This is a genomic window from Microbulbifer elongatus, assembly GCF_020524885.1.
In the GTDB taxonomy this organism is placed as follows: domain Bacteria; phylum Pseudomonadota; class Gammaproteobacteria; order Pseudomonadales; family Cellvibrionaceae; genus Microbulbifer; species Microbulbifer elongatus_A.
In genome coordinates this window covers 291844-309162 of record NZ_JAIVKJ010000002.1, presented here as the reverse complement: position 1 = coordinate 309162, position 17319 = coordinate 291844, and the positions used below count along the sequence as shown (strand labels likewise).

Sequence of the window (17319 nt, the reverse complement as noted above, 5' to 3'; positions counted from 1 at the left end):
GCATTATTTGGAAAAGTCACCCGGGTCGTAGGGTTCGCGGGGGCAGCCATCATCGTTCACTGCCATACCCATGGGCGTCCCCGGGCACATGTCGAGATAGTCCGGCACGCCGTCACCATCGCTGTCGATGGGGCAGCCGCGCGCGTCCACATCGATACCCGGTGGTGTTTGTGGGCACTGGTCAATATTGCTATAGACACCATCACCATCCCAGTCCCGCGGCGTTACCTCATCCTGCCACTGGTAGCCGATGGCAAAGCTCAGGAAACCGTCTAAACCGCCTTCCTCGACGCCCTGAAAGCCACGCAGGTCGCCGCGCATCTGCCAACGCGGCAAGAACTGGTATTTGATGCCGGCACCAAAGTTGACCATGGTCTGGCGTTCATTCCAGTTGTCGGGATACTCGAACGAGTCTTCATCTATCCGCAGTTCACCGGCGCCGACGACAACATACGGCTGCCAGACATAGTTGCCACAGAATTGGCCAGCGAACTGGTACATCAGGTCCAGGTGGTAGTTTTGTACTTCGACGTTATTGGGGGAGTCTTTCAGGTTGACACTGAAGTAGTCGTATACACCCTCAATCGCCCAGCGGTCGGTAACGTTGTAACCAAAACCGATACCGCCACCACTGCTATCTTCCAGCTCATCGAGAAAATAGGGTGTGCCTGAGAGGCGCTCCTCATCAAACCAGTATCGGCCGCCATTCAGGTAAAGGTTGAGGGTGCCTTCGGCGTCGGCATACGTATGGCCACTGAGCACCAACAGGCCACTGCTGAGGAGTAGCGCGCAAAGACGTTGGCGAGCGAGGGTGGGGCTTGTTGTCATTGTTGCTCCGGAGCATCCATTTACCGGTAGACAGAAGATAGCACAGCGGGGGTGGCGCAATTATGCAGAGCCCGCTGCGCCCAGTGACTATTTTTTCTTGTACAAGAGGTCCCAGACGCCATGCCCGAGGCGCTCACCGCGGCGCTCGAATTTGGTCTGCGGGCGGAATTCCGGGCGGGGGGCATAACTGCCCTGGCCGGCGGTATTTTCCAACTGCTCTTCCGCCTCGAGAACTTCGAGCATCTGCTCGGCGTAGTTCTCCCAGTCGGTGGCCATATGCATCAGACCGCCTGGCTTTAATTTTGTGCACAGGAGTTTTACAAACTCTGGTTGCACGATGCGGCGCTTGTTGTGCTTTTTCTTGTGCCAGGGATCGGGGAAATACAGCTGGAAGCGGTCCAGGCTGGCATCGGGGATGCAGTCGTTCAGCACGTCGATGGCATCGGCCATATAGACGCGCAGGTTTTTCACTTCGGCTTTGCCGGCGTTGTTGATCAGACGACCGACGCCGGGCGGGTGGACTTCGATACCGATAAAGTCTTTGTCGGTTTCGGCTTCGCTCATCTCCAGCAGGGAGTCGCCCATGCCGAATCCAATTTCCAGCACCACCGGTGCTTCGCGGCCAAAAACCTCTTTCGGATCGATGAGGCCGTCATACAGGGACAGGCCAAACGGCCCCCAGTAGGTATCAAACGCCTTGCGCTGCCCCTCGGTCATCCGCCCGCCGCGAATCACATAGCTGCGGATAGATTTCTTTTTGAATTCGGTGCGGTAGGGGAAGTCTTCTTCCTCATTACCTTGTTCGTTGTTGGGTTCTTCTTGCATCTTTTACCTCTGAGCTTCGTAGCTTTTTGGGTGCTCCGTAGCTGGTGGTGGGGCGGCCCAGCACCGGGGATGGGGTTTCAGAACCGGGCTAGGCGCCCCCCTTCAATACATCCCTGTACGCTGCGTCGGCGACGTCCCTGTCGCCGACGCTTCTGAAACCCCATACCCGGCACTAGGCCTTCAATTCATGTTTCTGTGTTCTTACCACTTAACGTGGACAGTTACTTTGAATAATTTAGTGCGGCGATAAACAGCGCTATCCAACCGCCAATAAGCAGGGTGCCACCCAGCGGGGTGATGGGGCCGAGAATTCTGGGGCCGCCGAAGGTCAGGCCGTAGAGGCTGCCGGAAAAAAACAGGATCCCAACCGCAAACAGGGCACCAGCGACGATCAGCGAAGTTTTTGCGCCAACCTGGTGAATCAGCACAGCCACGGCAATCAGAGCCAGGGCGTGGATCATCTGATAGTGCACACCGGTTTTATAGGCTTCTAACAGGTTTTCTGCGACCTTGTTGCGCAAGCCGTGGGCACCAAATGCACCGAGCATGACGCCGGTGCCGCCAAAAAAAGCGGCGAGCAGTAAATACAATTTAGCCATCTTTATTCCTTTCGTTCTGGCTTACGAAGCAATTCAGTTCAATGCGAAGGGGGAGCACTGGGTGCGGGTTTTCAGAAGCGTCGGCGACAGGACGTCGCCGCCGCAACGCCCAGGGATGGGTTCACAGTGGTTCTGAAAACCCGCACCCAGTGATCCCCCGCCACCGGACCGGCTTCAAAGCAAAACCCCCGAACCAGATACGAAAAAACCGCGCCAATAGCGCGGTTCTTGAATCCGGTCAGTGATAAGGCTTATCAGGCCTCCATCGCCACCCGGACTTTTTTCATGGCGTTCTTTTCAAGCTGGCGGATACGCTCAGCGGAAACACCGTATTTGTCGGCCAGTTCGTGCAGCGTCGATTTGGACTCGCTCAACCAGCGCGCTTCGATAATATCGCGGCTGCGGTCGTCCAGCTGCTCCATCGCGGCAGTCAGGTTGTTTACGCTGGTTTCCTGCCAGTTATCATTCTCCAGCATGGTGGCCGGATCGTAACGGCGATCTTCCAGGTAGTGAGCCGGCGCTTGCCACGCGGAATCTTCATCGTCATCCACGCCGGCATCAAAAGCCGCATCGTGAGCCGCCAGGCGGCCTTCCATGTCGTGAACATGCTGCACATCCACGTTCAGCTCAGCAGCCACGCGCTTGGCTTCATCGTTGGTCAGCCACGCCAGCTTCTTCTTCTGGCCACGCAGGTTGAAGAACAGCTTGCGCTGCGCCTTGGTGGTCGCAATCTTGACGATGCGCCAGTTGCGCAGGATGAACTCGTGGATTTCCGCCTTGATCCAGTGCACCGCAAAGGACACCAGACGCACACCCTTCTCAGGGTTGAAACGCTTCACCGCCTTCATCAGGCCCACGTTACCTTCCTGAATCAGGTCGCCCTGGTTCAGACCGTAACCGGAGTAGGATTTGGCGATATGCACTACAAAGCGCAGGTGAGACATGACCAGCTGACGGGCCGCCTCAAGATTTTCGTGATAGTAGAGATCTTCCGCGAGCTTCTTTTCTTCCTCGGCGGACAGTACCTCAAAGCCGCTGACTGTCTGAATATAGGCGTTCAGGTTGGCGCCCGGCGACAGTGTATGGATCGGCTGTAGACTGGTTCCCATTCAGGATTCTCCTCGTAACTCTTGTTGCCCCGCTTGGCACTTGCTGCCCGGACTATTTCTTACCGGGACCAGTAGTTTGCGGCGGCTTGCGACTCTCAGCCCTGGACCAAACAGCCCTAAGCTGTTCGGTTTTTAAGCGGCACCGGGAGCGCAAAGTCGGCCACAGTGTAGCACTCGCAACGGGAAATGGAACCCCGTCAGCGAGCGGCCGGCAAACCGCGCCAGGCCTTGATTTTCGCTGGATTAGAGCAGTTATCCACAGGGGAAGTTCCACCCGGCGGAGGGGGCTTTACGAATCTTGACTGACCGGATAGTCAGCGTGGCTGAATCGCCGAAATATGCCGCGCCACCGCCAGCCAGGCGCCGGTCAGGCCGAGCAGGGCGGCGCCGCCCGCCAGCCCCACCAGATAGGTAAACCCGGGCCCGTCGAGGCGGAAGCCACTGCCGTAGAGATTCGCCAGGCCGCTCACCGGCCCCGCCAGCATCCAGACCCCGATACTCACCAGCAGCCAGGCAACCAGCCCACCCACCAGTCCGTATACCAGTCCGGTGTACAGGAACGGCCGGCGCACAAACGCATCCGTCGCCCCCACCAGCTTCACCACCAGAATCTCGTCCCGGCGGTTCTCGATATGCAGGCGGATGCTGTTCACCACAACCAAAAGCACCCCCAGCGCCAGCAGAAACGCCAGCCCAAGGCTCATGCGGCGCCCAAGCGCCGTCAGGTTCGCCAGGCGCTGTACCCAGGCCATATCCAGCACAACCGAGTCCGTCAGCGCGCTCTCGCGCAACTGCGTGGCCAGGGCCTCCAGCGAAGTGCTTTCGGAACTCCGCGGGCGCACCAGCAATACTGCTGGCAGCGGATTGCTGTCCATCCCCAGCAGTGCATCACCAAGTCCGGATGACTGCTGGAATTCCGCCAATGCCTGCTCGGGGGAAATGTACGTCACCTCCGCCACCAGTGGATCACCGCGCAGATCGTCGGCGAAGGAGGTTACTGCACTCTCCTTGGCGCGCTTGTGCAGAAACACCGAGATCTGCGGCTGCCCATCCCAGCCGGCCACCGCCTTCTGAAAGTTAGTAAGCCCCAACTGCAGTGCCGCCGGCAGCGCCAGCGCAATCGCAATCACCAGCGCGGTCATGCTGCTGGACATGGGCGAGGCAAAAAACCGCACCCAGGATTCCTTCCACATCTCGCGGTGGTGATCCAGCCAGCTGCTGAAGCGGTCACCCACACCAGTTCGCGCGGTCACCGCACCGGCTGAGCGGGTGCGTTCGGGGGCGGGGGAAGCGGTTCTGGCGGGTGAGGGTTTAGTACGCTGGTTCACGGCTCGGGTATCCGTCGTAGATCAATTGGCCCTGCTGCAGGGTCAGCACCCGCTGGCGCATCCGCGCAATCAGCTCGAGGTCGTGGCTGGCAATCAACACGGTCGTGCCCACCGCATTGAACTGCCGGAACAGCCCCATGATCTCTTCCGACAGCTTCGGGTCCAGGTTGCCGGTCGGCTCATCCGCCACCAGCAGCGCGGGCTTGTTTACCACCGCCCGCGCAATGCCGACCCGCTGCTGCTCACCACCGGAGAGCACGATCGGGTTCTGCTTTTCTTTGTGCAGCAGGCCCACCTTGTCCAACGCCGCGCGCACCCGCCGGCCCACCTCGCGCTTGCTGCAGCCAGACACGGATAGGGGTAGGGCCACGTTTTCAAACACACTGCGATCAAACAGCAGCTGGTGGTTCTGGAACACGATGCCGAGATTGCGGCGATAGTAGGGGATCTGGCCGTTGCGCAGCCGATTCAGGTTCTGCCCGCCGACAATGATGCTGCCGCGGGTAGGGCGCTCGATGGCGGTGAGGAGTTTCAGCAGGGTACTTTTGCCGGCGCCGGAGTGGCCGGTGAGAAACACCATCTCCGCACGGTCGATTTCCAGACTGACACGCCCCAGCGCATCCTGGCCGGATTCGTAGCGTTTATTGACGTTATCAAACTGGATCATGAGCGCGTTTTTGTTGTTTTTAGTTTTCGAGAGCGGGACGGCACCTTCAGGTCCCGAGGCGGCGCCGCTACCGGGTATAGGTTTGTGAGACACGAGCTAGGCGCCCCCCCGAAAACCCATCCATGGGGGCTCGGCTGCGGCCGTCCTGGCCGCAGACGGTCTCACAAACCTATACCCGGTATCGACACCTTCGCATCTGAGTTCAGATTATTGAATCTGCCGCTGAAAGGTCTGCCAGTTCAACCTTGGCTTCTGTTAAACAGCGCCGCCACAAAATCTTTAGCCACAAACGGTTGCAGGTCCTCTGCCTGCTCCCCAACTCCGATAAAGCGTACCGGAATCCCCAGCTTCTGCGCCAGCGCGAAAATAACCCCGCCCTTGGCGGTGCCGTCAAGCTTGGTCAGTACCAGGCCAGAAACCCCCGCAGAATCCTGGAACGTCTCCGCCTGGGAAAGCGCGTTCTGGCCGGTCCCCGCATCCAGCACCAGCAACACCTCATGTGGCGCCGAATCGTCCAGTTTGCCCATTACACGGCGCACCTTGGACAGCTCCTCCATCAGGTTGGCCTTGTTGTGCAGACGGCCCGCAGTATCCGCAATCACCACGTCCACACCACGAGACTGTGCAGACTGTATCGCATCGAAGATGACAGAGGCGCTATCCGCACCCGTATGCTGGGCCACCACTGGCACATTGTGGCGCTGACCCCATACCTGCAGCTGCTCTACTGCGGCCGCGCGGAAAGTATCACCGGCCGCCAGCATCACGGATTTGCCTTCGTTCAGGTAGCGGTGCGCCAGCTTGCCGATGGTGGTGGTCTTGCCCACGCCATTGACGCCCACCACCAGAATTACAAAGGGTTTCTTGGTCTGGTCGATGGCCAGTGGCGCTTCTACCTTGTCCAGCAATCCCGCGAGCTCTTCCTGCAGCGCGTTGTACAGTGCCTCGCCGTTGGACAGCTCGCGGCGGGAAACCCGCTCGGTCAGGCGATCGATAATCTCGGTGGTCGCATCTACACCCACATCCGCCATCAGCAGCTGGGTTTCCAGCTCCTCCATCAGGTCTTCGTCGATCTCCTTGGCACCCAGGAACAGGTTGCCCATGCCTTCAGCAAACTGGCTGCTGGTGCGCGACAGGCCGCGTCGGATGCGAGCAAAGAAGCCCTCTTTTTTTGGCTTGTCCTGGGTGACGGGCTGGGGTGCAGCTTCCGGCTCCACTGATGTCTCGGCAGCGACTTCGGCAACCGGATCAAACGCCGCTTCCGGGGCCTCTTCAGTGGACAGCTTTTCCTCGGGCTCAGCCACCGGCTCTGGTGTGGGCTCGGCCGCCTCTTCGCTCGGCTCAGCCAGCAGGTTGTCCGGAATCTCCAGCTCCGGCTCGGCAGATTCCGTCGCCAGGGGATTCTCCACGCGCTCTGTGGTGGACTCTTCTGCCTCGGGCTTTTTCTTGCGCAGGAAATCAAAAATCATCGGATGTGAATTCTTCGGCTGGAGAAACGATAGATGAAGAGGCCTACGGCAGCGGCTGGCGGCCGAAGGCGGAAAGGCGCTAATCTTAGCACCGCTGACTGTTTAGCACACAGTAACGCCCGTCATATTTTGACAGTAACTATTTTTGCAGTACCCGCCCCTGAAACCGGATTCCGAATGCCCAGAAATCGCAGCGCCCGTCCCAGCAGCCAAAAAACCAGCCGGCAAAAACCCGCTGCCACCTCACAGCTGCGCATCATTGGCGGCCGCTGGCGCGGGCGCAAAGTGGCATTTGCGCCCATAGAAGGCTTGCGCCCCACCGGCGACCGACTGCGCGAGACCCTGTTCAACTGGCTGCAGTTTCACCTGCCAGGTGCCCGCTGCCTGGATCTCTACGCAGGCTCCGGCGCCCTCGGTCTCGAAGCCCTGAGCCGCGGGGCCGCCGAAGTGGATTTTGTAGAGCTGGATGGTGGCGCGGCGCAGACCCTGCGGCAGCAGCTGGATCTGCTACAGGCAGAAGGGGCCCGCGTGCACAACTGCCCGGCAGAAGTGTTTCTAAGCCAACCTGCACAGCCTTACGACGTGATCTTTGTTGATCCGCCCTTTGCCAATGACCTGTGGGAAAATGCCCTGGCAGGGCTGGAGGACGCCGGGTGCATTGGCGAAAGCACCCGCATCTATGTGGAATCACCCCGTGCCACTCAGGTTGCGGCACCCGCCGACTGGCAACTCGAGAAGGAAAAGCAGGCCGGACAGGTATGCATGCGGCTATTTACCCGCTGAATCCCGGGTATACCCTTGAGTTTGACGGTTTTTGAGCGGACTTTTTGAGAGCGGGGGCTAAATTGTTTAACATGCGCGTCCCTTCTGGCCGGCAAGGCGAATTGGCTTATGAAAAAAGTGGTTTACCCGGGTACCTTTGACCCCATCACCAATGGTCATATGGACCTCGTTGAGCGGGCTTGCCGCTTGTTCGATCACGTGGTGGTCGCCGTTGCCGCCAGCACCCGCAAGAACCCCCTGTTCACCATGGAAGAGCGGGTTGAGCTGGCCCAGCAGGAACTGGCCCACCTGGACAATATCGAGGTGATCGGTTTTGACATCCTGCTCGCCGACCTGGTGCGCCAGCTGGACGCCTACGGCGTGGTACGCGGCCTGCGCGCGGTATCGGACTTCGAGTACGAGTTCCAGCTCGCCAATATGAACCGCCAGTTGGCGCCGCAAATGGAAAGCCTGTTCCTGACCCCGGCAGAGCATCTTTCCTATATCTCTTCATCCCTGGTACGTGAAATCGCCTCCCTCGGCGGCGACGTCACCAAGTTCGTGCCACCGGGCGTGCAGAAAGCTCTGAAAGAAAAGTACAACCGCCAGACGCCCTGATCGGCGCCAGGCGGCCGTCAGGCGGCTACTACAGCTAAACTCTGTCCTGCTGTCCACCTACCACCCGTCTGGTACACTCGGGCGATCCCGCGAATTTATTTGGATCGCCCAGTGAAAAAATCGCTCTCGTTTTTCCTTTCTGCCTTGCTGTCTTCCGCGCTCACTGCGAGCACCGCGGTTGCTTCGCCCATGCCCGGCAAGCAAAAAGAACCGCACAAGGAAGTCCAGCCGGAAGTGGCCACCGGGCGCTCGGAAATCAAATCCGCTACCGCAGAAAAGTACATGGCGGTCACCGCCAACCCTCACGCCTCCACCGCCGCTGAAAACATGCTCGCCAGGGGCGGCACCGCTGTCGATGCGGCTATTGCCGCACAACTGGTTCTCAGTCTTGTCGAACCGCAGTCGTCCGGTATCGGCGGCGGCGCCTTTATGCTGAGCTACCGCGCCGACGACAAAGATCTCTACTTCTACGACGGCCGCGAAACCGCTCCTATGGCGGTAGACGAGAATTACTTTATCCGCGACGGCAAGCCCCGCGGCTTTTTCGAAGCGGTGATCGGCGGTTACTCTGTGGGGGTTCCCGGTGTCATGCGGATGCTGGAACTGGCTCACGAGCGGGATGGCAAACTGCCGTGGAAGGAACTGTTCCAACCCGCCATAGAATTGGCCGAGCAAGGGTTTGCAGTGTCTCCACGTATGCATCAGTTGATCGCCCGTATGCCGCGCGTAGACGCACGCCCGGCCATCCGCGATTACCTGTTTAACGATGACGGTGAGCCGCTGCCAGTTGGCCATATCCTGAAAAACCCGGACTATGCGGCGACCCTGAAAGTGCTCGCAGAGCAAGGTGTAAAACCCTTTTACGAGGGTGACATCGCTGCAGCCATTGTCGATGCCGTGAGCAACGAGCCTGAAAACCCGGGCGTGATGACCCGCAAGGACATGGCTGATTACCAGGCCAAAGTTCGCGAGCCGGTATGCGCGGAATTCCTGGTATATGAAGTCTGTGGTGCAGCCATGCCATCTTCCGGCGGCACCACGGTGGGCGCCATCCTTGGCATGCTGCAACATTTTCCGCTGGACCAGTATCCGGTCGGTAGCGCCGAACTGACCCACCTGTTTGTGGAGGCATCAGAACTCGCCTTTGCGGACCGCAATACCTATGCCGCCGATAGTGACTTCACCGATGTGCCCACCAAGGCACTGGTAGCCCCCCACTATCTCGCCCAGCGCGCCAAGCTCATCAACCTGCAACGCGCACAACCGGCACGGCCCGGTGTCCCCGGCGAGTTCAGCGGCAAGCGCCTGAAAGCGGCTTCTCCAGAGATGCCCAATACCAGCCACCTCTCTATTGTCGATCAGTACGGCAATGCGGTGAGTATGACCACCAGTATCGAAACCGCGTTTGGCTCACGCCTGCTGGTGAAGGGGTTTCTGTTGAACAACCAGCTGACCGATTTTTCCTTTGTGCCACGCAACAGTGACAAGCAACTGGTGGCCAACCGCATTGAACCGGGCAAACGCCCGCGCTCTTCCATGTCACCCACCATCGCCTTCAACCGCGACGGCAGCCCGCGCCTGATCGTCGGTTCCCCCGGCGGCTCGCGGATCATCGGTTATACGGCGCGCACCATCCTCTACCACCTGGCCAAGGGCATGCCCATCGCCGAAGCCATCCATGCAGGCAATATCGGTGCAATCGGTTACCGGGTGGAAGTGGAGCCGGAGACGCTCACAGATTCTGAGTTGAGAAAGCTCGAGGCCAAAGGTCACCAGGTGGTGCGCAAGGAACTGAACAGCGGTCTCCACGGCATCGCGCTGGAGGACGGCAAGCTGTTCGGCGGCGCCGACACCCGCCGCGAGGGCAGCGCCCAGGGCAAGTAAGTCAGGCGCACACTATCGGATTTATTTGCCCGGCAGCCACAAGTAGTTGGTGGGGTTGTCCGGGCAGGGGCCGAAGCCGCACTCCACCAGCGTGGAGAGTACATTCAGTATCAGAATCACCAGAAAGCTGATGCCCGCCAGCCTCCCCAGCCAGCCCATCACGCGCGGTGTGTTCGCCGCTTCCTTCAGCTTCATTTCATCGATCAGCAACAGCCCCCCCAGGTACAGGGCGAGCAAAAAAAACGCGATCAGCGCCCAGGTGTAAAAGTGCAATCCCAAAAACGGTGAGCCGTACCCTGGATCGCCGGGAGCAATATGCAGCAGCACCTGACGTGTGGAGGCGACCATCCCTGCGAGCGCCGAGATCAGCGCAATGCCGTAGTGCGCCGGCCGGCTGCCGAAGCAGATATTTAGCAACAGGCCGATCCCAATCATGAGGAAGGCGACGCGCTGCAATAAGCACAGGGGGCAGGGCAGCTCATTCAGGACTATCTGCCAGGCGAAGGCGAACCAGAGCACACCGCTCACACCCAGAAGACCCAGGGCATTGAAGCAATCGGACCAGCGGCCGAGGCCGGTGACGGGCTTAGTCACTACAGGTTTCTCCAAGGGCAAGGTGGGCTAGAGGGAAATTTTTAACGCGGAGGTCATGTGGTAGAAGCACCAGGCCACGTAAATGACACCGGTGACGGCCCACCAGGCCATGGCCGCACTGCGCCGCCCGCGCCAGCTGAACCAGGCGGAGATGAGCACAGTGAGGAAAGGCAACATCATGACCATTTGTGCGAGCCCGAGTGGAACTTTGGACTCAAATTTAGGGTGGGGGTAAACGAATTCCCAATTAGCGCTGGCACCGCGGACAATAGAAGGTATTGCGCTGGCCGATGATTTGCTCGCGGATGGTGCCGGGGCAACGGGGGCAGGGCTGCCCGGCGCGGCCGTAGGCGTTGAGTTGCTGGGCGAAATAGCCCGGCTTGCCGTCGCCACCCACGAAGTCGCGCAGGGTGGTGCCCCCTTGCCGGATCGCGTTGTCGAGAACGGTTTTTATGGCTTCCACTAGCCTCTCGTAGCGCGGGTGAGAGATTTTGCCAGCTGGGGTAGTCGGGCGGATACCAGCCATAAACAGGGCTTCGCTTGCGTAAATGTTGCCAACACCAACGACGATACGGCCATCCATGATAAATGCTTTCACCGGGGCTTTGCGGCCGCGGGAGGCATTGAACAGGTAGTCGCTTTGGAAGTCGTCACTCAGTGGCTCGGGACCCAGGTGGGCGATGAGTTCGTGCTCGGCGATATCTTCGGTGGTCCACAGCAGGGCACCGAAGCGCCGGGGGTCGTGGAAACGCAGGCGCTGGCCGCTGTCCAGCAGCCAGTCGATATGGTCGTGTTTTTGCGGGGGTAGTTTGCCGTCGACGATGCGCAGGCTGCCGGACATGCCCAGGTGCCAGATCGCCATGCCTTTGTCGGTCTCGACCAGCAGATATTTGGCGCGGCGATCCAGGCGCTGGATCCGGGCGCCCTGGATCTTCTCGGCAAAATCCGCGTCCACTGGCCAGCGCAGGCTGTGCTGGCGGATTTCGCACAGCTTTACCTTGCGGCCCTCCAGGTGAGGGGCCAGTCCGCGCTTGGTGGTTTCAACTTCTGGCAACTCTGGCATCGATTGGGCTCCGGGCAACCACTAGCTGGGTCCGTGGCGGCTCCACTGCCGATGCCCCTTTGCGGGACACGCCGTAAACCCATCCATGGGGGCTCGGCTGCGGCCGTCCTGGCCGCAGACGGTCCCGCAAAGGGGCATCGGCAGCAGAGCCTTCTATTCTTAGGCTTTAAAAATATCCAGACACAAAAAAGCCCGGAAAACCGGGCTTTTTCGCGAACTCGTCAGGCAATCAATTACTTGATTTTGCCTTCCTTGTACATAACGTGCTTGCGAACAACGGGATCGTATTTTTTGATCTCCATTTTCTCAGGCATGTTGCGCTTGTTCTTGTCAGTGGTGTAGAAGTGGCCGGTACCGGCGCTGGAATTCAGGCGAATCTTGTCACGCATTGTTCTGTCTCCAATCTGCAGTTAAGCAGTAATTAAACTTTCTCGCCGCGCTTGCGCAGCTCTGCCAGTACGGTATCGATACCTTTCTTATCGATAATACGCATACCTTTAGTAGATACACGCAGCTTAACGAAGCGCTTCTCTGCTTCCACCCAGAAACGGTGGGACTGCAGGTTCGGCACGAAGCGACGCTTGGTGCGGTTTTTGGCGTGAGAAACGTTGTTTCCGGTTACCGGGCGTTTACCGGTTACCTGACATACCTTGGACATCTGATTGGCCTCTTTAAAACTCTCGTGCCCTCAGCTCAGGTGCGGGGCAAATGCAAAATTCGGTATCCAGCGCGACCGCGGGATCTGTACAGAATCTGGCCCGGCCGCAAAGAGCGGCGTTTTATACCAGAACACCCTAGGTGGGGCAAGTTTTAACCAGCTTTTTTGCTGTCTGGTCGGACACTTTGGGTCGAAGGTTGGAAACCCGACTATGAGGTCCCGATTACTCGCCACAAAGCACACACGCTGAAGCGAAGGCAGGGTGCCGGGTGCAGCTTTTCAGGATCGTCGGCAACAGGGATGTTGCCGACGAAACGTACAGGGATGTATTCACAGTGGTCCTGAAAAGCTGCACCCGGTGCCCTGCCGCCACCAGCAGCCTCTACGGAGTTCTATTCAGGGCTCAAAGCAGCCCGCGCTCCGCAAAAGAACACCCACCGCCCTCGCCAACAATAAGATGATCCAACACCCGAATATCCACCAGTGCCAGGGCCTCCTTGAGACGCCCGGTGATATGGATATCCGCCTGACTGGGCTCGCTCACCCCGGAGGGGTGATTGTGGGCGAGGATCACCGCAGCGGCGCCCTTAGCCAGAGCTGCCTGCACCACCTCCCGCGGATACACGCTGGCGGCATTCACGGTGCCTTCGAACAACTCCTCGTAGGCGATTACCCGGTGCTGACTGTCGAGAAACAGGCAGCAGAATACCTCGCGGGTACGGTGGCGCAGCTGTGAAGATAGATAGTCGCGCACCGCTTGCGGGCTGGTGAGCGCATCCGAGCGCTTCAGATCCTCTGCCAGATGCCGCCGGCTCATTTCCAGTACCGCCTGCAACTGCACAAACTTGGCGTCTCCGAGGCCCTTGCCCGCGCAGAAGGCCTTGTGCTCCGCCTCCAGAAGCGGCCGCAGACCGCCAAAGTCCACCAGCAGCTGGCGCGCAAGATCCACCGCCGAAAGCCCCGGCAACCCGGTGCGCAGAAAGATCGCCAGTAGCTCCGCATCCGACAGCGCCGCCGCACCTTTCACCAGTAACTTTTCCCGCGGGCGCTCCTGCGCCGGCCAGTCTGGAATGGCCATTTCCCCTCCCTGGGTAAAACTGATCAGTCAAAGTGAACGCTCGCTTCCCCTGCAAGCCTGTAAGGGCTCCCGATTGGGCATATTGCCAACGGCGCTAAAATGGTAATCTTACGCGCTCCCCGAGTTCCGGAACCACTGAATATGTCCTCTCTGGCCCACAAACGGATACTGCTTGGCGTTTCCGGCGGTATTGCCGCCTACAAAAGCGCCGACCTGGTACGCAGGCTCCAGGATCGTGGCGCCACCGTGCGCGTAGTGATGACAGCTGGCGCCCAGGAGTTCGTAAAGCCGCTCACCTTTCAGGCGCTTTCCGGCAACCCGGTGCACACCGATCTGCTGGATCCGGCCGCTGAAGCCGCCATGGGACATATCGAGCTGGCCAAATGGGCCGATGCGATCCTGATTGCACCGGCGAGCGCCAGCGTAATGGCGAGACTTGCGGCGGGCATGGCAGACGACCTGCTCTCCACACTTTGCCTTGCCAGCGAAGCACCCCTGGTGCTGGCGCCGGCAATGAACCAGGCCATGTGGCTCCACCCGGCCACCCAGGCCAACACACAAACACTGCTGAGCCGAAACGTTACCCTTTTGGGCCCTGACGCCGGCAGCCAGGCCTGTGGCGATGTGGGTCCCGGGCGTATGCTCGAGCCGCTGGATATTGTCGAAGGGCTGATAGACGCCATCGCACCGGAGCAGATGCTCGAAGGCAAAAAGGTCACCATCACCGCAGGCCCGACCCGCGAGGCGCTGGACCCGGTACGCTACCTGAGCAACCACAGTTCGGGGAAAATGGGCTTTGCGATTGCCGCCGCCGCTGCGCGCGCCGGTGCCGAAGTGACGCTGATTGCTGGGCCAGTGAGGCTTGCCACTCCTGCGGGCGTCCACCGTGTGGACGTGGTAAGCACCGACGAGATGCTTGCCGCCGCGGAACAGGCAGCCGATGACTGCGACCTGTTTATTGCCGCTGCGGCGGTGGTGGATTTCCGCCCGAAGGTGGTCGCAGACCAGAAGATAAAGAAAGAAGATGGCAACGACAGCGACGTGTTGAGCCTGGTAAAGAACCCGGACATCGTCGCCACCATTGCCGGGCGCACGAGCAAACGCCCATTTGTAGTGGGCTTTGCCGCAGAAACCGAAAAGGTTGCCGAGCACGCGAAAGGCAAGCTCGCGCGCAAAAATCTCGACATGATTGTGGCCAACGACGTGAGCGACCCGGAAGGGGGCTTTAACAGTGACCGCAATCAGGTTGTGGTGATCGATCGCGATGGAGAGCAACCGCTGCCGGCGGCACTGAAAACGGAGCTGGCAACACAGCTGGTGGCACTGATTGCGGCGCGGGCGTTTCCGGACACCTAGCATGAGAAGCTCAAAGAGTTAAGCAGTGCAAGCGAGCACAAGATAAAAACAACAAACCCAACAACACAAAAGATTCAGAAAACACTGAACCGGTCCGGGGGCTGGTCTGGAAAGACTGGGAGACTGAGCTAGTCGTGGCTTTACAAATTCAATTGCAAAACAAACCCCTGTGGCACCGGGGGTTGAGCCTGCCTGCACTGCTGGCCGCCGCTGTGTGGCTCGGAGGGGCGCACCTGCTGATGTCAAACGTCATCGCGGGGCACAATGCCAATAGCGTACACAGTGCAGCGCAACAGGTAGCCGACCGCTACGCGCAACAGCTCGACAACTTTTTCACTGAGCGCCAGCAGAAACTGGCCTCATTGAAAATGCCGCACAAGTCCACGACTGCTGTCGCCATGGGGCCCACGACCTTACAGTTTTTTCCCCCGGACCAGCTGGGGGTAGGGTCGGGTAAACCACCGCTGGATTTCGCCCTCGTCGACCTGGCCAAACGCAGTCTGGAAAAAAAACAGAAACCGGAATTCCTGCGCGGCAGTGACCAACAGTGGCGCCTGTACAGTGCCCGTGCGGAAGAGGGCGGTGTACTCCTCGCCAGCCAACCTTTCTCGGTATTTGAACAAGCGCTGTCGGCTCTCGACCAGAGCATCGGCACCATCCAGATAACGCAGCAGTTTCCCGATGGCCCACCTCGCGGGCTGTGGAACTCACCCGCAAGGCCGCGCGGCGGTGACGCAGCCACCACTGCGGTCAACGGATCCTACCTGAAAGCTTCCTTCACGCCCTCGACAGAATTCGCTGCCGACCACAGCATTCCCGCAGGCTGGATTTATGGGCTGGCCTTGATTGGCTTGCTGGGCACCCTGTTTGCGCTGTGGAAAATGCTTCCCGCTGACGCTGACGCTGCGCCTTGGGAAAAGTTCTCCCGTACTGGCCGCGCGCCGGCGAAAAAAGCGCTGAGCAGAGAAGACCTGAAAAAGCCCCAGGTATCGAAAGAAAGTGAGGCAGCGCCAGCCGCTGCCGCTTCAGCGGTCGCCCCGCAGGCCGAGGAGGCAGCCCGCGGCGAATTGATGCGCACGCCGAGTACAGAAATTCCACCGCATGTATTCCGCGCCTACGATATTCGCGGGATTGCCGGTGAAGAGATCAACGAACCCTTTGCCTACCAGTTGGGCCGGGCGCTGGGCACTCTTGCCCTTCAGTCTGGTGAGAAGCTGATGTTGGTCGGTCGCGACGGTCGCAACAGTAGTGAGCTGCTGCGCGACTGCCTGATCGAAGGCCTTCTGGAAAGCGGCTGTAACGCCGTAGATCTAGGGCTGGTGCCGTCGCCGGTGCTCTATTTCGCCTGCGCCAAGGGCAAGAATGCAAACAGCGGGGTCATGGTGACCGCTAGTCACAACCCCGCCGAATTCAATGGCTTCAAGATTGTGATGAATGGCCGCCCGCTGGCCGGTGAAAAACTACCCGAACTGCGAGCACTGATGCAGTCCGGCCAGTTCGCCAGCGGCGAAGCCAGCAATAGCCGGCAGGATATCCGCGACACCTACATCGACGAAATTTTCAACGACGTGGCTCTCGCCGGCCAACCCCGTATCGTGATCGACGCCGGCAATGGCGCCACCTCCGAACTGGCACCGGAACTGTTTGAGCAATTGGGCTGCGCGGTGGAAACCCTCTACTGCGAAGTAGATGGCGACTTCCCCAACCATGCGCCGGACCCATCGCGCCCGGAAAACCTACAGGACCTGATCACCGCAGTGAAAGGCGAGGATGCAGATCTGGGGGTAGCCCTGGACGGGGACGGCGACCGTGTAACCCTGATCAGCGGCAGTGGCCGCATTGTGTGGGCCGACCAATTAGTGATGCTGCTGGCACGGGATATCCTCGCGCGCAATCCGGGTGCGGATATCGTGTTCGATGTAAAGAGCACCCGCACCCTGGCCAACCTGGTGACGCAATACGGCGGCCGTCCGGTAATGTGGAAAACCGGCCATGCGCCGATGAAAGAGAAGATGTTGGAAACCGGCGCGTTGCTCGGCGGCGAGCTGTCCGGGCATATCTTTATCAAGGACCGCTGGTATGGGTTCGACGACGGCATCTACGCGGCGGCGCGCGTGCTGGAAATTATGGCCCTGCGCGAGCAGAGTCTCGACGAGTTGATCGACTCCCTGCCGCAGATGGTCAATACCCCGGAGATTTTGCTGCCGGTACCCGAGCAGAGAAAATTCGCCCTCATCACCAAGCTGCGCGAGCAAGGGCACTTTGGCGATGCCGACCTCAATACCATCGACGGCCTGCGCATCGAATTCGCCGATGGCTGGGGGCTGGTGCGCGCGTCCAATACGACGGCCGCCCTGACCCTGCGCTTTGAAGCCGACGATGAAGAAGCGCTGGAGCGCATCCGCAAAATTGTGGCGGTCCAGCTCCAATCCATCGATCCCGCCCTGGCTCTCCCGGGCTGATCAACCGGTTTATGCAGTA

The 17319-nt window shown here is 59.7% G+C and carries 18 protein-coding genes; 5 read left to right on the top strand and 13 right to left on the bottom strand.

Annotation, left to right across the window (positions count from 1 at the left end; all coding sequences use genetic code 11):
- Positions 1–3: 3 nt before the first annotated feature.
- From LC059_RS08680 to ftsY, 7 genes are all read right to left on the bottom strand, one after another.
- Positions 4–828, bottom strand: a complete 825-nt coding sequence (locus tag LC059_RS08680) for an outer membrane beta-barrel protein (protein ID WP_226703454.1) — start codon at positions 826–828, stop codon at positions 4–6.
- 87 nt (positions 829–915) lie between these two features.
- Positions 916–1653 (bottom strand): tRNA (guanosine(46)-N7)-methyltransferase TrmB, encoded by a 738-nt coding sequence (trmB, locus tag LC059_RS08675; RefSeq protein WP_226703453.1) that lies wholly within the window; start codon positions 1651–1653, stop codon positions 916–918.
- Positions 1654–1874: 221 nt separating this feature from the next.
- Positions 1875–2252: a DUF423 domain-containing protein gene (locus LC059_RS08670; protein WP_226703452.1), complete on the bottom strand. Its 378-nt coding sequence runs from the start codon at positions 2250–2252 to the stop codon at positions 1875–1877.
- Between the two features lie 254 nt (positions 2253–2506).
- The gene (gene rpoH, locus LC059_RS08665) at positions 2507–3361 is read right to left on the bottom strand and encodes an RNA polymerase sigma factor RpoH (protein ID WP_226703451.1); all 855 of its coding nucleotides are present in this window, start codon (positions 3359–3361) and stop codon (positions 2507–2509) included.
- Positions 3362–3675: 314 nt separating this feature from the next.
- Positions 3676–4689 (bottom strand): permease-like cell division protein FtsX, encoded by a 1014-nt coding sequence (gene ftsX, locus LC059_RS08660; RefSeq protein WP_226703450.1) that lies wholly within the window; start codon positions 4687–4689, stop codon positions 3676–3678.
- The gene (gene ftsE, locus LC059_RS08655; protein ID WP_226703449.1) at positions 4673–5356 is read right to left on the bottom strand and encodes a cell division ATP-binding protein FtsE; all 684 of its coding nucleotides are present in this window, start codon (positions 5354–5356) and stop codon (positions 4673–4675) included. Before ftsE ends, ftsX begins: the two co-directional genes overlap by 17 nt.
- 239 nt (positions 5357–5595) lie before the next feature.
- Positions 5596–6825 (bottom strand): signal recognition particle-docking protein FtsY, encoded by a 1230-nt coding sequence (gene ftsY, locus LC059_RS08650; RefSeq protein ID WP_226703448.1) that lies wholly within the window; start codon positions 6823–6825, stop codon positions 5596–5598.
- Positions 6826–7002: 177 nt separating this feature from the next.
- On the opposite strand from ftsY, the gene rsmD reads away from it, so the two are divergent.
- From rsmD to ggt, 3 genes are all read left to right on the top strand, one after another.
- Entirely contained in the window at positions 7003–7608 is a 606-nt protein-coding gene (gene rsmD / locus LC059_RS08645) for a 16S rRNA (guanine(966)-N(2))-methyltransferase RsmD (RefSeq protein WP_226703447.1), read from the top strand.
- A 108-nt stretch (positions 7609–7716) separates the two neighbouring features.
- On the top strand, positions 7717–8205 hold the full coding sequence (coaD, locus tag LC059_RS08640; RefSeq protein ID WP_226703446.1) for a pantetheine-phosphate adenylyltransferase: 489 nt from the start codon (positions 7717–7719) through the stop codon (positions 8203–8205).
- 111 nt (positions 8206–8316) lie between these two features.
- Positions 8317–10089, top strand: a complete 1773-nt coding sequence (ggt, locus tag LC059_RS08635) for a gamma-glutamyltransferase (protein ID WP_226703445.1) — start codon at positions 8317–8319, stop codon at positions 10087–10089.
- Between the two features lie 21 nt (positions 10090–10110).
- On the opposite strand, the gene LC059_RS08630 is transcribed toward ggt, so the two are convergent.
- The 6 genes from LC059_RS08630 to radC all read right to left on the bottom strand — a co-directional run bounded on the left by LC059_RS08630 (position 10111) and on the right by radC (position 13482).
- Positions 10111–10683, bottom strand: a complete 573-nt coding sequence (locus LC059_RS08630) for a disulfide bond formation protein B (protein WP_226703444.1) — start codon at positions 10681–10683, stop codon at positions 10111–10113.
- Between the two features lie 27 nt (positions 10684–10710).
- On the bottom strand, positions 10711–10863 hold the full coding sequence (locus LC059_RS08625) for a DUF5993 family protein (RefSeq protein WP_226703443.1): 153 nt from the start codon (positions 10861–10863) through the stop codon (positions 10711–10713).
- 67 nt (positions 10864–10930) lie between these two features.
- A complete protein-coding gene (gene mutM, locus LC059_RS08620; protein ID WP_226703442.1) occupies positions 10931–11746 on the bottom strand; it encodes a bifunctional DNA-formamidopyrimidine glycosylase/DNA-(apurinic or apyrimidinic site) lyase in 816 nt (271 codons plus the stop codon).
- Positions 11747–11979: 233 nt separating this feature from the next.
- Positions 11980–12135: a 50S ribosomal protein L33 gene (gene rpmG / locus LC059_RS08615; RefSeq protein ID WP_066960071.1), complete on the bottom strand. Its 156-nt coding sequence runs from the start codon at positions 12133–12135 to the stop codon at positions 11980–11982.
- A gap of 32 nt (positions 12136–12167) precedes the next feature.
- Positions 12168–12404, bottom strand: a complete 237-nt coding sequence (rpmB, locus tag LC059_RS08610) for a 50S ribosomal protein L28 (RefSeq protein WP_010132080.1) — start codon at positions 12402–12404, stop codon at positions 12168–12170.
- Between the two features lie 403 nt (positions 12405–12807).
- Positions 12808–13482 (bottom strand): RadC family protein, encoded by a 675-nt coding sequence (radC, locus tag LC059_RS08605; RefSeq protein ID WP_226703441.1) that lies wholly within the window; start codon positions 13480–13482, stop codon positions 12808–12810.
- A gap of 141 nt (positions 13483–13623) precedes the next feature.
- Between radC and coaBC the strand changes: the two genes are divergently transcribed.
- Together coaBC and LC059_RS08595 are read left to right on the top strand one after the other, a co-directional pair.
- The gene (gene coaBC, locus LC059_RS08600; protein ID WP_226703440.1) at positions 13624–14838 is read left to right on the top strand and encodes a bifunctional phosphopantothenoylcysteine decarboxylase/phosphopantothenate--cysteine ligase CoaBC; all 1215 of its coding nucleotides are present in this window, start codon (positions 13624–13626) and stop codon (positions 14836–14838) included.
- 134 nt (positions 14839–14972) lie between these two features.
- Positions 14973–17300 carry a phosphomannomutase/phosphoglucomutase gene (locus LC059_RS08595; RefSeq protein WP_226703439.1) on the top strand — a complete coding sequence of 776 codons (2328 nt, stop codon included), beginning with the start codon at positions 14973–14975 and terminating at the stop codon, positions 17298–17300.
- Positions 17301–17319: the final 19 nt, after the last annotated feature.

Excerpts from the sequence above, each read along its gene's own strand:
- LC059_RS08680 (WP_226703454.1), bottom strand. The coding sequence starts at position 828 with ATGACAACAAGCCCCACCCTCGCTCGCCAACGTCTTTGCGCGCTACTC.
- trmB (WP_226703453.1), bottom strand. The coding sequence starts at position 1,653 with ATGCAAGAAGAACCCAACAACGAACAAGGTAATGAGGAAGAAGACTTC.
- LC059_RS08670 (WP_226703452.1), bottom strand. The coding sequence starts at position 2,252 with ATGGCTAAATTGTATTTACTGCTCGCCGCTTTTTTTGGCGGCACCGGC.
- rpoH (WP_226703451.1), bottom strand. The coding sequence starts at position 3,361 with ATGGGAACCAGTCTACAGCCGATCCATACACTGTCGCCGGGCGCCAAC.
- ftsE (WP_226703449.1), bottom strand. The coding sequence starts at position 5,356 with ATGATCCAGTTTGATAACGTCAATAAACGCTACGAATCCGGCCAGGAT.
- ftsY (WP_226703448.1), bottom strand. The coding sequence starts at position 6,825 with ATGATTTTTGATTTCCTGCGCAAGAAAAAGCCCGAGGCAGAAGAGTCC.
- rsmD (WP_226703447.1), top strand. The coding sequence starts at position 7,003 with ATGCCCAGAAATCGCAGCGCCCGTCCCAGCAGCCAAAAAACCAGCCGG.
- coaD (WP_226703446.1), top strand. The coding sequence starts at position 7,717 with ATGAAAAAAGTGGTTTACCCGGGTACCTTTGACCCCATCACCAATGGT.
- LC059_RS08625 (WP_226703443.1), bottom strand. The coding sequence starts at position 10,863 with ATGATGTTGCCTTTCCTCACTGTGCTCATCTCCGCCTGGTTCAGCTGG.
- mutM (WP_226703442.1), bottom strand. The coding sequence starts at position 11,746 with ATGCCAGAGTTGCCAGAAGTTGAAACCACCAAGCGCGGACTGGCCCCT.
- rpmG (WP_066960071.1), bottom strand. The coding sequence starts at position 12,135 with ATGCGTGACAAGATTCGCCTGAATTCCAGCGCCGGTACCGGCCACTTC.
- rpmB (WP_010132080.1), bottom strand. The coding sequence starts at position 12,404 with ATGTCCAAGGTATGTCAGGTAACCGGTAAACGCCCGGTAACCGGAAAC.
- radC (WP_226703441.1), bottom strand. The coding sequence starts at position 13,482 with ATGGCCATTCCAGACTGGCCGGCGCAGGAGCGCCCGCGGGAAAAGTTA.
- coaBC (WP_226703440.1), top strand. The coding sequence starts at position 13,624 with ATGTCCTCTCTGGCCCACAAACGGATACTGCTTGGCGTTTCCGGCGGT.